Raw genomic sequence first — 13,436 nt, forward strand, 5'->3', positions numbered from 1 at the left:
GCCGGCTATTTCTCTGTAGGCATACGGTCCGTTTGCCCTTTTTTCCTTTTGAACCTGTATACGATACTGCCTGTGCAGATCACTCCCTTTTGCTGAAAACGGGAATACAGGGAATATTCCGGTGTATCCATTTCCTGCTCGTAAATATTTGAGTTGAAAATATTGTTCAGGCTGAAGGATACCGTCATCCGGTCTTTGAGCAGGTCTCTGGATACTCCAATATTGGCCCGGTATTGCGCCGATACAGTAACCTGAACCTCTTCTCTTTTACCCCGGTAATTAAGGCTTGCATCCACATTCAGCACTTTGGGAAAGCGCATACTGGTGCGCACTGTAGTAAACCAGGTGGTATTGTCTGCCGTATATGATTTACCGGCATATTCACCTCGAAGGGAAAAAGTATACCAGTTGATATCCCACGACAGCCGCCACCAGGTAAAAGGATTGTAAGTGGTTGTCATTTCCATTCCATACCGTTTTTCCTTACCCATATTGGCCCAGGTCCTGATAAAATTCCCATCGCTCACCGGTTCTATCACTGCTCCAAAGTAATTGCTGGAGTACTGATAATAGATCCCGGGATTTACGCTCAGCTTATCTGTTTTCTTCAGCAGGGCCAGTTCGAGGGCATTGGTATACATAGGATCGATATCCGGGTTACCGCGTTGCAGGAAACGCTGATCAGACAGGCCGGAAAAAGTATTCAGCTGCCAGAACCTGGGCCGGTTGATCCTCCTGCTGTAACTTCCCTGAACACTCCAGCCATCCTTTAAATCATACTGTGCATGAACGGTAGGGAAGAGGTTGAGATATTCTTTTCGTTTGTTCAGGGTCTGTTCACGGTCACGGATATGAATATCCGATAATTCGCTGCGTAATCCCAGCTGAAATCCCAGCTGCTTCCATTTACCACTATATTGTGAATACGCTGCATATATGTCCTCATCATAAAACAGCTTATTGTTGTTGCCTGGCAATAATTTGCCATTCTGTGTGGCTGAATACTCGCTCCGGATGGCGCGCCATTGCCCGCGGATACCCATCTCCAACTGACCGGATTTCAAAGGTAATTTGAGATCACTCTGTAAGTACAGGTCCCTGCTGCTTTCAATATCACGGGTGATGATATTCAGCAGGTCTGATCCACCGCGGTTGTTGAATTGTTCGATCTGCTGGTTCTCGTCATCGTTCCAGAAATCATACTGGATATAGGTCGTCCATTTTTTACCCGGTTTTTTAAAGGTTTTGGTGTAATTCAATTCCAGCTCATTGAAAATTTGTGGCTCCTGGTAGTCTTCAGTGCGACTAACACTACTATCACTTGTTCCATGTGCATTGAAGTAATTATAAAGAAAGCTGGTGATATTGTAATTGCGGATACTGGTCCGGTAAAAACTGGCAGTGACCGTATTCTGCTCATTCAAATACAGGTCTGTACCGATGTAGAAATTCATGTTTTTGGTATTCAATGATGAGCGGTTGGTCTGAAGAAGTTCATTGAAAGGCCGCTTATTGATACGGACAAGATCTTCAGCAAACAGCAATTCCTGGTCCCGCACTCCGATATTGGTAAAGATATTTACATGCTTTGTTTTATAGCTGGCATTGAGGTTGGCACTGTTATTCCTGGGATTGGCCACCGCAGCTTGCAATGAAGCATTGAAGCCCAGCGATGCGTTTTTTTTGAGGATGATATTGATGATGCCAGCGCTGCCCTGCGATTCATAGGCAGCCCCTGGATTGGTGATCACTTCGATCTTTTCGATACTGGCTGCCTGCAATTGCGATAAACCATTGTTCTGGGTAAGCATGGAAGGTTTTCCATTGATCAGCACTCTCACATTTGGGTTGTTTCGCAAGGATACATTTCCCTGCATATCCACATTAACGGAAGGCGTATTGTTCAGGATATCATTTGCATTACCACCTCTCGATAAAATATCCTTGCCTACATTGAACACCTTTTTGTCGGGTTTCAATTCCATGCCTGATTTCTCTCCCTGTACCAGGACGGTCTTGAGTGTGTTGACGCTGTCAGCTTTTCTGGCAGCGGTATCTATCCTGCCTTTCGGCACAATGGTTTGGCTGAGTGCCGCTATTGCCAGCGCAAGACAAACCGGGAGCAGTAATATTGATTTCATTTTTTCAGGAGTTTTTTCAAATCTGCCTCTTTTCAGGAGGCCATTCCAGGCAGATCGACCAACAGGGGAGTACGGATCACAGAGAGCTGATATCTGGAAGAACCAGGGCCCGGATGCTGCAAAGCCCTTTTGGGATGCGGAACAGCCAATTTGGTCGACCGGCTGCCTGACATGATAGAAAGTTTAATACTTTTATGACCATGCCTTTTATTGAAAGATTCATACAATTCATCCGAAAATACCGCGTGCTGGCGCATTCCACCTACTGGGTCTGCGTGTACCTCCTTTCCATGGCACGGTATAACAGCAATATCAGCCCGGGACATACATTCAGCGAGGAATTGCTCAACAGCCTGCTCTTTGTAGGGTTTGCCGCCATTACCTCTTATTTTCTGGCCTATTTTGTATTGCCGAGGTTGCTGGCAGGCAAGCGTATCGTGTTGACGCTTGTTTCATCTGTGGTAGTGCTCTACCTGATCATGGTATTTTCCAGACTGAGCGTGGTGTATTTCCTGGAACCGCTTATCCGCCCCAAACCATTCGCTCAGGAATCAGTACTGGAAATTTTCACTGATCTCGAATACCTCTTCTGGAATTATTTCATTCATGCCTTTTCATTTGCCTTCGTTTTTGTGTTCATCAAATTGCTGCAAGACCAGTACGTGGTGAACAAGCGGGCGATGGACCTGGAAAAACAGAAAGCGGATATAGAACTGATGGCCCTGAAAGCACAGCTCAATCCGCATTTCCTGTTCAATACTCTCAATAATATCTATTCGCTTTCCATCATGCAGTCGCCACAAACCTCCCCGGCCATTGCACGTTTATCGGAAATACTGGATACATTGCTGTACCGTTCCGGCAAAATGTTTGTGCCGGTTTCGCAGGAGATCACCTTGTTGCAGAATTATATTGAACTGGAAAAACTGCGGTACGATGAGCGGCTGGCCATTTCATTCGATCACCAGGTGGAAAAGGATGTGGAGATAGCGCCGTTGATCCTGTTATCGCTGACAGAGAACGCTTTCAAACATGGGGCAGGAGAGGATGCAGGAACACCGGAAATCAGTATCAGGTTGCATCAGCAGCGCAACAGGCTTATCTTTGAGATCAGTAATACTTTCAAGGTAAAGGTGGACCAGCAGCTGGGCATCGGTCTTGAAAATATCCGCAAGCAGCTTGCGCTTGTGTACCCGGAAACACATTCATTTGAAACAGTTGCAGCACAGCGCGTATTTACTGCGAGACTGGAGTTGCGTTTAATCCAGCAAACGTGAAAATAAAATGTCTGATCGCCGATGACGAGCCACTGGCAATTGCTTTATTGCAGAACCATATCGCGCAGCTGAGTGCACTGGAAGTGGTGGGCACCTGCTCCAATGCGGTACAGGCGGCACAGGAACTGCGCAGCAAGCAGGTTGATCTTCTTTTCCTGGACATAAAAATGCCGCAGATCACCGGGATTGAATTCCTTAAATCCCTGCGCCAGCCGCCAGCCGTGATCTTCACCACTGCTTACCGGGAATATGCGCTGGAAGGTTATGAACTGGACATTGTGGACTACCTGCTCAAGCCCATTACTTTTGAGAGGTTCTTCAAAGCCGTGGAGCGGTATTACTCTTATTACTCTCCGAAAGAAATGCAGCTGACGCCGGCAGCCAGCGCGCCTCAGCAGGATCATATTTTCATCAAGACCGGTAACAAGTACAATAAGATACCGGCCAGCGAGATACTGTATATTGAAAGTGTAAAAGATTATGTGGTGTTACATCGCACGGATGGCAGTACATTTATGGCTAAATACAAGATCGGTGATATGGAAACGGAAGTGAAGGATAAACGCTTCCTGAGGATCCATCGCTCTTTTATTGTCAACCTGGGCAAGGTAACGGCCTTTACTTTGCAGGATGTACAGATCGGAAAACTGGAACTTCCGGTAGGCAACAGTTACAGGGATTCTGTATTCAAAGTGCTGAAGGATGGCCTGTAAGTGACAGACTTATTCCGATATGCTGGTGGAGATCATTGCAGACCATCCCAATATCAGGTTTGAGACAGATCCCTCCCTATAAATCTTTCTTTCCCCAGCAGGAAGTTGATGGCCTTCTCAATATTCTTTTCCAGGCTTTCCTGTGTTTTCAGTTTCGACAGGTATTTTACGATCTCATTCTGCGTGGACTTATTCAGTTGAGCGAAGATCTTACTGGCTTCATTATTTGCTTTCAGCGCTTTTGTAAAGGCGGGAGGGGCTTCGATGGTTCTTGGTTCCGGATCAAATTCAATGCTCAGTTCAAGGCGCTCTCCAATCCTTTCCGGTGACTTTTTCAGCATGCTTGTATTGATATATAAACGCCATTGCTCCTGGTGCCTGACCAGGCTCTGTCTGTAAGGTGAACCGTTAACCGTTCCCCGTACGGGGATAGGGCTGCGGTCTTTGCCAGCCTGTCTGAAAACCGCTGTCAGGGCCTTTTTTGGCAGGAATACAAAGGGATTGATGCCGATGATATCGAGCTTTGCTTTAAAGGTGATGGATTTGTTTTCCTGCATTAATGCAATATTCAGACAAAAAAATGTAAAAATGCATTTCGTCTGGCAGCGTCTTTACCATCTTATTTTGGGTGGGTTTGTGCTGTCTGATGGAAACTGGTAAAAGCTGGTTGTGTCTATAGGAAAACCGTTTTCCGCTGATTCTTTTCTTTCTCTTTCCAGCCAGGGTTTTACAACGCGCAGCATCTTACTGTAATGTTCACAGGTATTCTTTTCAATAACTTCGTAGAGATGCTGGCGCAACCTGAAAGTATCTGCCGGGAAACAGGGGACCAGTGGATCCTGAAAAAGGATCTTTTCCAGGATCGCCGCACTTTCTTCAGAACGGTAGGATGCCAGTGCGCTTACATAGGAGAGTGCGTTTTCCGTAGTATTCCTTTCAAAATCTTTTTTACAGAAATTTCTGTAATACCCTCCGGGGAAGTATTTTTTAAGCATAGCAAAATAGAACGGGTCCTGGTATAGCTCCATGATCCCGAATGCATTTGCATCCAGTTCATGTCTTGACTGATACAAGGCATTATGCAGGAAACCGGTGTCTGATATTTTTTTATAGCCTGCCAGGTGTAACAGGGCTTCTGACCTGAATTTCATCAATGTTTCCTTTTCTGCCATTTTCCTCACAAAAGGATAATGTGCTTCGGTCAGTGTTGTTTTATGAAGGGCTTCATAAGCGCTCTGCAGGTAATTGTGATCCCTGATGATCTTTTCAACGGTCCGGTTTTTCTCTTCTTCCGTGTACCATTTATATTCCTTCACCATAAAATCACTGACTGTAATAAAGGTAAAGCTGGCGCATTGATAATACCAGTTCACATAGGCGGTATCATCCAGGTGTTGCATCATGATGCTGTAGTGGTCAAGGTGATGACGGTTACAGAGTATATCCAGCGCCAGTGAACGCAGGATGGGGTGCTCCGACAGGGCGAGTCTTTTACAATCATTATCGCTGATCTGCATCCGGATATTGCCCGCCGACTCATAGGATGGGGACCCGATAAAACCATAGTTCACAATTTTCCTGAGATCCGTACGGAGGCTATCCGGGAAATCCCTGATGGTATAAGGGTATTTTGTTGCAGAACCTGGCGTGCAAGCCAGTAGAGTGCACAGGAAGATTGACAGCAACAGGTATTTCACGGTGATGTTTTTGGTTTAACTGAGATGCAGCAACACCCGGATTTCCTAAAAAACAGTTGCATTTTTGTCAAATCCTTAGACAACTTCAATAGTAGCAGCCTGATTTTCACCTGTTTTTATGTATTTTCGATCAAACCCTCATCTTAGTGCTCATGAAAAGAATTTTATACACCCTTCTTATCCTCTCAGTAGCCGCAACAAGTTGCCAGAAAGATATCAGTGGCGAATTGCCCGATGATGCTGCAGCCAGCAAAGACAGTTATCAGCCAACCTCCAAAGGCAGTTACTGGAAATACAGACAGACAGGCCTGTTTGCCGGAGATTATGATATGGTTTCTACCGGGCAGACCCAAACGATCGATGGTATCGTATTCACCTCATTCACTAATGGTGCCGGCGGAGCAGCCAGTCAGATGATGCTGGGAAAAAAAGGCCCGAACTATTACCTGCGCGTGGCGGGCAGTTCCCCAAACTCGGGCGCTCCATTTGATCTTACCCAGCTTTACCTGAACGAAACCGAAGCAGTTGGCTTTAAGTGGGATTTTACAGGCGGGCATGGAAATGGATTCACCGCAAAAACACCCGGAGAAATAATAGAAAAAGGCATTACCCTCACAGTTCAGGGCAAAACATATAAAGATGTGATCCATACCAGGATCAAGCTCCAGTACCAGATGCCTGCTCCCATCGGTCTGATGGAAACACTCACCTACGACTATTATGTGGCAAAAGGAGTGGGAATGATCAGGATCGATTCTGAAGGAGATCCCATCTGGACTCCCGGTGTATCATCCACCTCAGAACTGATCGAGTACAGCATCAAATAAGCTTCGCCTGGGCTGGCCCGGCTTTTATGTACATTTGTATATGAACACTACCAAATCCGATTCCACTCCGGCCCGTGGCTGGCAGGAAAAATTGCACGAGGTAATTTACGAATCTGAAAAACCTGAAGGCAAGGCATTTGATATTGCCCTGCTTGCCTGCATTCTCATCAGCATATTTGTGGTGATCCTGGATAGTGTGGACAGGCTGCATATCAAATACGGAGATTTGTTTTATACGCTGGAATGGGTGTTCACCGTGATCTTCACCATCGAGTATATCCTGCGGCTCATCTGTATCCGAAAGCCCATGAAATACGTGTTGAGCTTGCTGGGCATCATCGATCTGCTTGCCATTGTTCCCAGTTATCTCAGCTTCATATTCGCCGGGGCGCAATCGTTACTGGTGTTCCGCGCATTACGCCTGCTGCGTGTGTTCCGGATCTTCAGACTGGCGCATTTCGTTTCAGAACTGCGTTTTCTTTCCACCTCCGTGATCAATAGCCTCCGGAAGATCAGCATTTTCATATTATTTGTGCTGGTGATCGTAGTGATCCTGGGCTCCATCATCTACCTGGTAGAAGGACCTGAGCACGGATTTACCAGCATTCCCCAATCCATCTACTGGGCCATCGTTACCATCACCACCGTAGGCTATGGTGATATTGCACCTGCCACACCGCTGGGCAAGGTGATCGCCAGTTTCATCATGCTGCTTGGTTACGGGATCATAGCCGTGCCAACAGGCATCGTTACCACAGAAATGGCCCTGGCTGCAAAGCAGCGCGTGCAGGGCAACAGCGCCTGTCCCAATTGCGGCCGCGAGGGACACGACAGAGATGCCAAATTCTGCAAATACTGCGGATCCAAACTCGATTAACTGATCGTATCTTGCGCTCCTGTACCTATGTATACAAAAGAAGAAATTTCCAAACTGAAACAGGCATTCTGGACCGCCTTCGGTAAATACATGCAGCCCATCTCTTCTGCAAACGGACTGCCTGTGAACTGGATGAATTACAAGACCGGCATCAATGGCATCAGCTTCAAAATGAATGCAGAACGGGATCATGCCGTGATTATGATCCAGCTGAATCATAATAATAAGAATATCCGGCAGGTGCAGTACCAACAGTTCTTACAGCTCAAGTCCATGCTGACGGAAACATTGGGGGAAGATGACTGGATCTGGCGAGAAGAAGAGACGGACTGGTTCGGTAAGCAGACCAGCTCCATCAGTAAACTCATTGAAGAAGTGAACGTGCTGGACCAGCGATCATGGCCTGAGATCATTTCTTTCTTCAAGCCTCGCATCATGGCCCTCGATGAATTCTGGAATATGGCAAATCATGCATTTGAATAATGATGCAATCAATTTTTCTGTATATTCGTTTCCCGTATCAGTTCCCCCTTTTCCAAATACTGCTTATACTCTGTAATCTGCCAATTGCACCCGGTGCAATGAATCGAAATTGCTTCGCGAATCTGCTCCCGATTTATTCCGGTATGATCCGGCTCTGACGATGCTATGCCTTGCTGAAAACTGTTCCTGTATGACGAATAGCGTTTCTTCAACCATAATCATAACTTAAAATCGACTCAAAATGGACAAGATCAAAGTGAAAGACGGTACCGAGATTTACTTTAAAGATTGGGGCACAGGACAACCAATTGTGTTCCATCATGGATGGCCTTTATCTGCAGACGACTGGGACGCACAGATGTATTTCTTCCTTGAACAGGGTTACAGGGTAATTGCGCACGACAGGCGCGGACATGGCAGGTCCACACAGACCATTATTGGTCATGATATGGATACTTACGCATCCGATGTGGCAGAACTGGTGAAGGCGCTTGGATTGAAAGACACGATCCATGTGGGCCATTCAACCGGTGGAGGTGAAGCCATCCGATATGTGAACAAATTCGGTAAAGGGATCGCTGCAAGGGCAGTACTGATCAGCGCGGTGCCGCCTGTGATGGTAAAGTCGGCTTCAAACCCGGGCGGAGTGGACATTTCCGTATTCGATGATATCAGGAATAATACCGCGAAGAACAGACAGCAGTTCTACCAGGATCTCACCGTTCCTTTTTATGGATACAACCGTCCAGGTGCTACCATCAAGAAAGGCATCCAGGACAACTGGTGGCGTCAGGGAATGATGGGTTCCATCAAAGCTCATTATGACTGTATCAAAGTTTTTTCTGAAACAGATTTTACAGAGGACCTCAAAAACGTGGATATCCCTGTGCTGGTAATGCATGGAGAAGATGATCAGATCGTTCCATTCGATAACTCAGCGCCTAAATCCGCGAAGCTGTTGAAGAACGGTAAACTGATCGCTTATCCTGGTTTCCCGCATGGTATGCCTACCACTGAAGCAGAAACGATCAACAAGGATCTTTTGGCCTGGATCAAATCTTAACTCAACGGGACCGGTCATAAAAAAAGAGAAACTTCCGTAATGGAAGTTTCTCTTTTTTATAGTGAAGAAAATCAGGCAATATCAAACCTGTCAAGGTTCATCACCTTATTCCATGCTGCTACAAAATCCTTCACGAATTTTTCCTGTGCATCTGAACTGCCGTATACTTCAGCAATGCCTCTCAGCTCTGCATGAGAACCGAATACCAGGTCCACACGGGTGGCGGTCCATTTCAGTTCCCCGCTGTTGCGGTCAGTGCCTTCATACAATTCCCTGTCTTCCGAAGCTGCTTTCCAGGCGGTGTTCATATCAAGCAGGTTCACAAAGAAATCATTGGTAAGTTGTCCGGCGCGTTTGGTGAATACACCATGATGTGAACCATCGTAATTGATATTCAGCACACGGAGGCCACCGGTAAGCACGGTCAGTTCAGGAGCGGTGAGCGACAACAGCTGTGCTTTATCTATCAGCAACTCTTCCGTAGACACATATGTTCTTGCTTTGCGGTAATTGCGGAAACCGTCTGCAATGGGCTCCAGGTAACCGATACTTTCAATATCAGTCTGTTCCTGTGTGGCATCCGTACGGCCGGCAGTGAATGGAACTGTAACAGAGTGTCCGGCATCCTTCGCTGCTTTTTCAATTGCGGCTGCACCTGCCAGCACAATGAGGTCGGCTATCGAGATCTTCTTACCATCGGATTGCGAGCCATTGAACTCTTTTGCGATGTCTTCCAGCCTGCTCAATACCTTCTGCAACTGTGGTGGATTGTTAACGCTCCAGAACTTCTGTGGGGCAAGCCGGATACGGGCGCCGTTAGCGCCGCCGCGTTTATCGGAACTCCGGAAAGTGGAAGCGGAGGCCCAGGCAGTGGAAACCAGTTCTGAAACACTCAATCCTGATTGCAGGATCTTTGCTTTCAAAGCGGTGATATCATTGGCATCCACCAGTGCATGATCAACAGCAGGAACCGGGTCTTGCCAGATCAGTACTTCAGCAGGAACATCCGGTCCGAGATAGCGGGCGCGGGGTCCCATATCGCGGTGCGTAAGCTTGAACCAGGCACGGGCAAACGCATCTGCAAATGCGTCAGGATTATTCAGGAAATGCCTGGAGATCTTTTCATATGCGGGATCAAAACGCAGAGAGAGATCGGTGGTGAGCATGGTAGGCAAATGTTTCTTGTTGCCATCGAATGCATCTGGAATAGTTTCCTGAGCATTCTTTGCCACCCACTGGTGGGCGCCTGCAGGGCTCTTGGTGAGTTCCCATTCAAAGGCAAACAGGTTCTCGAAGAAATTATTGCTCCATTGAGTAGGAGTGGTGGTCCAGGTAACTTCCAGTCCACTGGTAATGGTATCGGCGCCTTTTCCGGAACCGAAACTGTTATTCCATCCCAGGCCCTGTGCTTCCAGACCGGCTGCTTCAGGCTCTTTGCCGACATGCGTTGCGGGAGCAGCGCCATGCGTTTTACCGAAGCTATGCCCGCCTGCAATGAGTGCAACAGTTTCTTCGTCATTCATGGCCATGCGGCCGAAAGTATCGCGGATATCTTTTGCTGCTGCAATGGGATCAGGATTTCCATCAGGCCCTTCGGGATTTACATAAATGAGCCCCATCTGCACCGCAGCCAGTGGTTTTTCCAGGTTACGGCTATGGATATGTCCATCTGCATCATCATCTGAAGACACCACACCATGCGCTTCCTCCACGCCCGGCGAGCCATGTGCATAACGCAGATCACCCCCCAGCCATTTCTGCTCTGAGCCCCAGTACACGGCTTCATCCGCTTCCCACACATCTGCGCGGCCACCGGCAAATCCGAATGTTTTGAAGCCCATGGATTCCAGCGCCACGTTACCCGTGAGGATCAGCAGGTCGGCCCATGATATATTACGTCCGTATTTCTGTTTGATGGGCCATAGCAGCCTGCGGGCCTTGTCGAGGCTCACATTATCCGGCCAGCTGTTGAGGGGAGCAAAGCGTTGCTGTCCGGCTCCCGCACCGCCACGGCCATCGAACACGCGGTAGGTACCGGCGCTATGCCAGGCCATGCGAATGAATAAAGGACCATAATGCCCGAAGTCCGCCGGCCACCAGTCCTGGGAATCGGTCATAAGCGCATGAAGATCTTTCTTCACGGCTTCCAGGTCAAGACTGTTGAATGCTTCGGCATAGTTGAAATCTTCCCCCATGGGATTCGACAAAGACGAGTTCTGACGGAGTATCCCGAGTTTCAGTTGCGTGGGCCACCAATCGCGGTTCCTGGTGCCGCCGCCGGCAACATTCTGTTTCAGACTGCCATTGTGGAAGGGGCATTTGCTGATGTCTTTTGATTCCTTTTCCATTTTTATAAAATTGATTATAATGAATGACCGGTTGACACGTATTGCTGTGCCGGGAATAAAAGTATGATTTCGGATCGATAATCATAATCGATTAAATCTATAATTCAATAGATAATGCCTATTAGTGGTCTGGGAGGTTTGAAGGGGTTGAAAACGGACTTCTCTCAAATATATCCATTATATGGTAAAAAAGGCAAAGCCAATTTTAGCGCGGTTTAACAGTCGTTTTGACGTAATTGGTAAATGCCGGCGTGGTTATTTAAATTTATGATGTTGGTTTCGGTGCTGCTGAGATGAATGTCGGATATACGTGGGAGTGAGTAATGATTCTTTGGATAAGTAGAAAAAAATATCAATAAGATTTGTGTTGTTTTGTTTTGAGCCTTACATTTGCTCCCTGATTTGCATTTTTGATGCGGGTCGATGGTAAGATTCCGTAGCTCAGTTGGTAGAGCAATACACTTTTAATGTATGGGTCCTGGGTTCGAGTCCCAGCGGGATCACGAAAGGCGCAAGAAATTGCGCCTCTTCTGTTTTAAAGGCTTTTTAAACCGTGATTCTCTCAAAAAAACAGGTCATTTCTTTTGGCCATCAAATCAAAAGCGGATTTAAAAGACTATGCCCCCTTATCTGTAAATCCGGATAACACCTCAAACAAACAATGGATTTCTCTTTCTGACTTTGGCTATGCAATGCCCCGTTTTGACTATGCCGAAAAGCTCATTACTGATGACCTTTGACTATATAAAAAAACAAAAAAATGAAACAGTCAAAAACACCCATCATCAGCTTTAGTCCCGTTGTATTACCAGTTGCCGGCCGTTACGTAGACCTGGAAATGAAAGTTACTGCTCCCGCGAGCGGAACCAACCTGCCGGTTATCCTTCTTTCGCATGGGCATGGCCCGTCCAATTTTCTCTCTTCATACAAAGGGTATGGCCCCATGGCAGATTGTTTTGCCGCAGAAGGATTTGTGGTCATTCAACCTACACATCAAAATTCCAAAGCACTCGCGCTTTCTCCGTCCCTTCCCGAAGCACCATTGTTTTGGAGTTCACGGCCGGCCGACATGACTTTTATCCTCGACCATCTGGAAGAAATTATCGACACAGTACCAGGGTTAACCGGAAGAGTTGATAAAACAAACGTTGCTGTAGTAGGCCATTCTATGGGCGGGCAGACGGTCTCTATGCTGGCTGGTATGGAAGTAACAGACCCGGCTACAGGTAAAATAGTGAACGCCGCAGAACCAAGATTAAAAGCCAGGGTGATCATGGGCACACCTGGTGGAGCCAAAGGATTCACCGGAACTGCCAGACAGCACTATCCTGTATTGGCGGCCGGCGATTTCAGTACAATGACTCTGTCAGCACTCATTGTGAATGGCGACAAGGACGTAAACCTTATGTTCTCCGATGTAGATAACTGGCGGGCGGATGCTTATTATCAAAGTCCCGGTCCTAAGGACCTGCTGACCGTCTTTGGCGCCGAACACATCTTTGGTGGCATATCTGGCTATGATGCCCGCGAAACAAGCGATGAAAATCCAGAGCGTGTTGCCTTTGTATGCGAAACTATTCTTGCGTATATTCGGAGTAACTTCGATCCGAACGATCAGAGCTGGGAGCAAGCAAAGAAAAGCCTTAATGGCGTAGAAGGTGCGTTAGGCAGTATTGAAAGCAAATCATAAACAGATAATATGAAGGATGAAATGTCTAACCACAGATTTAATTCCTTATCAATGTTGCATAAGGCGCTGGACATACCAGCACCTATGCACCCATTGGTAACTTTAATAAATAATGCTGACGGGACCATTCCACTCGAAAAACTGCCCAATCCACATATCTTAAGCTTTTATAAGATCTCTTATAAGTCGAACTTCCGGGGAAAATTCAAATACGGACAGCATTATTACGATTTCAACGAAGGAGGAATGTTTTTTGTCTCGCCGAATCAGATCACAGGAAGCCACGAACCACTGAGTGATCAATCTGGTTATACCTTGCT

Annotated in this window: 12 protein-coding genes, 1 tRNA gene and 1 pseudogene; 10 read left to right on the top strand and 4 right to left on the bottom strand. The window is 46.9% G+C overall.

The genetic code is table 11. The features are described 5' to 3' along the window. Positions 1-5: 5 nt before the first annotated feature. Positions 6-2,141 carry a TonB-dependent receptor domain-containing protein gene (locus tag ACTHMC_RS28005; RefSeq protein ID WP_440418384.1) on the bottom strand — a complete coding sequence of 712 codons (2,136 nt, stop codon included), beginning with the start codon at positions 2,139-2,141 and terminating at the stop codon, positions 6-8. A gap of 200 nt (positions 2,142-2,341) precedes the next feature. Between ACTHMC_RS28005 and ACTHMC_RS28010 the strand changes: the two genes are divergently transcribed. Together ACTHMC_RS28010 and ACTHMC_RS28015 are read left to right on the top strand one after the other, a co-directional pair. Then, entirely contained in the window at positions 2,342-3,418 is a 1,077-nt protein-coding gene (locus ACTHMC_RS28010) for a sensor histidine kinase (protein ID WP_440418385.1), read from the top strand. Beyond that, positions 3,415-4,131 (top strand): LytR/AlgR family response regulator transcription factor, encoded by a 717-nt coding sequence (locus tag ACTHMC_RS28015; RefSeq protein ID WP_440418386.1) that lies wholly within the window; start codon positions 3,415-3,417, stop codon positions 4,129-4,131. Before ACTHMC_RS28010 ends, ACTHMC_RS28015 begins: the two co-directional genes overlap by 4 nt. A gap of 53 nt (positions 4,132-4,184) precedes the next feature. Here ACTHMC_RS28015 and ACTHMC_RS28020 read toward each other — a convergent pair whose 3' ends face one another. Both ACTHMC_RS28020 and ACTHMC_RS28025 read right to left on the bottom strand, forming a co-directional pair. After that, on the bottom strand, positions 4,185-4,688 hold the full coding sequence (locus ACTHMC_RS28020) for a YdeI/OmpD-associated family protein (RefSeq protein ID WP_440418387.1): 504 nt from the start codon (positions 4,686-4,688) through the stop codon (positions 4,185-4,187). A 54-nt stretch (positions 4,689-4,742) separates the two neighbouring features. Beyond that, a complete protein-coding gene (locus tag ACTHMC_RS28025; protein ID WP_440418388.1) occupies positions 4,743-5,828 on the bottom strand; it encodes a hypothetical protein in 1,086 nt (361 codons plus the stop codon). 152 nt (positions 5,829-5,980) lie between these two features. On the opposite strand from ACTHMC_RS28025, the gene ACTHMC_RS28030 reads away from it, so the two are divergent. From ACTHMC_RS28030 to ACTHMC_RS28045, 4 genes are all read left to right on the top strand, one after another. Then, a complete protein-coding gene (locus tag ACTHMC_RS28030; protein WP_440418389.1) occupies positions 5,981-6,655 on the top strand; it encodes a hypothetical protein in 675 nt (224 codons plus the stop codon). Positions 6,656-6,695: 40 nt separating this feature from the next. Then, on the top strand, positions 6,696-7,532 hold the full coding sequence (locus ACTHMC_RS28035) for an ion transporter (protein ID WP_440418390.1): 837 nt from the start codon (positions 6,696-6,698) through the stop codon (positions 7,530-7,532). A gap of 27 nt (positions 7,533-7,559) precedes the next feature. Next, positions 7,560-8,015, top strand: coding sequence for a DUF4268 domain-containing protein (locus ACTHMC_RS28040; RefSeq protein WP_440418391.1), 456 nt, complete (start codon positions 7,560-7,562; stop codon positions 8,013-8,015). Between the two features lie 241 nt (positions 8,016-8,256). After that, positions 8,257-9,078 carry an alpha/beta fold hydrolase gene (locus tag ACTHMC_RS28045; protein ID WP_440418392.1) on the top strand — a complete coding sequence of 274 codons (822 nt, stop codon included), beginning with the start codon at positions 8,257-8,259 and terminating at the stop codon, positions 9,076-9,078. A gap of 71 nt (positions 9,079-9,149) precedes the next feature. Here ACTHMC_RS28045 and katG read toward each other — a convergent pair whose 3' ends face one another. Beyond that, complete coding sequence (gene katG / locus ACTHMC_RS28050) at positions 9,150-11,426, bottom strand: catalase/peroxidase HPI (RefSeq protein ID WP_440418393.1); 2,277 nt, start codon at positions 11,424-11,426, stop codon at positions 9,150-9,152. Positions 11,427-11,856: 430 nt separating this feature from the next. On the opposite strand from katG, the gene ACTHMC_RS28055 reads away from it, so the two are divergent. From ACTHMC_RS28055 to ACTHMC_RS28070, 4 genes and pseudogenes are all read left to right on the top strand, one after another. After that, positions 11,857-11,929: transfer RNA gene (locus ACTHMC_RS28055), tRNA-Lys, on the top strand. An 81-nt stretch (positions 11,930-12,010) separates the two neighbouring features. After that, the gene (locus tag ACTHMC_RS28060) at positions 12,011-12,166 is read left to right on the top strand and encodes a hypothetical protein (protein ID WP_440418394.1); all 156 of its coding nucleotides are present in this window, start codon (positions 12,011-12,013) and stop codon (positions 12,164-12,166) included. Between the two features lie 20 nt (positions 12,167-12,186). Further along, positions 12,187-13,116: an alpha/beta hydrolase family protein gene (locus ACTHMC_RS28065; RefSeq protein ID WP_440418395.1), complete on the top strand. Its 930-nt coding sequence runs from the start codon at positions 12,187-12,189 to the stop codon at positions 13,114-13,116. Positions 13,117-13,125: 9 nt separating this feature from the next. Next, positions 13,126-13,436: pseudogene (locus ACTHMC_RS28070) on the top strand (AraC family transcriptional regulator); the annotation flags it as partial.

Origin of the sequence: Pseudobacter sp. (assembly GCF_051955275.1) — a bacterium.
Lineage (GTDB): Bacteria > Bacteroidota > Bacteroidia > Chitinophagales > Chitinophagaceae > Pseudobacter.

Coding starts and splice junctions, on each gene's coding strand:
- ACTHMC_RS28005 (WP_440418384.1), bottom strand. CDS start 2,141: ATGAAATCAATATTACTGCTCCCGGTTTGTCTTGCGCTGGCAATAGCG.
- ACTHMC_RS28010 (WP_440418385.1), top strand. CDS start 2,342: ATGCCTTTTATTGAAAGATTCATACAATTCATCCGAAAATACCGCGTG.
- ACTHMC_RS28020 (WP_440418387.1), bottom strand. CDS start 4,688: ATGCAGGAAAACAAATCCATCACCTTTAAAGCAAAGCTCGATATCATC.
- ACTHMC_RS28030 (WP_440418389.1), top strand. CDS start 5,981: ATGAAAAGAATTTTATACACCCTTCTTATCCTCTCAGTAGCCGCAACA.
- ACTHMC_RS28035 (WP_440418390.1), top strand. CDS start 6,696: ATGAACACTACCAAATCCGATTCCACTCCGGCCCGTGGCTGGCAGGAA.
- ACTHMC_RS28040 (WP_440418391.1), top strand. CDS start 7,560: ATGTATACAAAAGAAGAAATTTCCAAACTGAAACAGGCATTCTGGACC.
- ACTHMC_RS28045 (WP_440418392.1), top strand. CDS start 8,257: ATGGACAAGATCAAAGTGAAAGACGGTACCGAGATTTACTTTAAAGAT.
- katG (WP_440418393.1), bottom strand. CDS start 11,426: ATGGAAAAGGAATCAAAAGACATCAGCAAATGCCCCTTCCACAATGGC.
- ACTHMC_RS28065 (WP_440418395.1), top strand. CDS start 12,187: ATGAAACAGTCAAAAACACCCATCATCAGCTTTAGTCCCGTTGTATTA.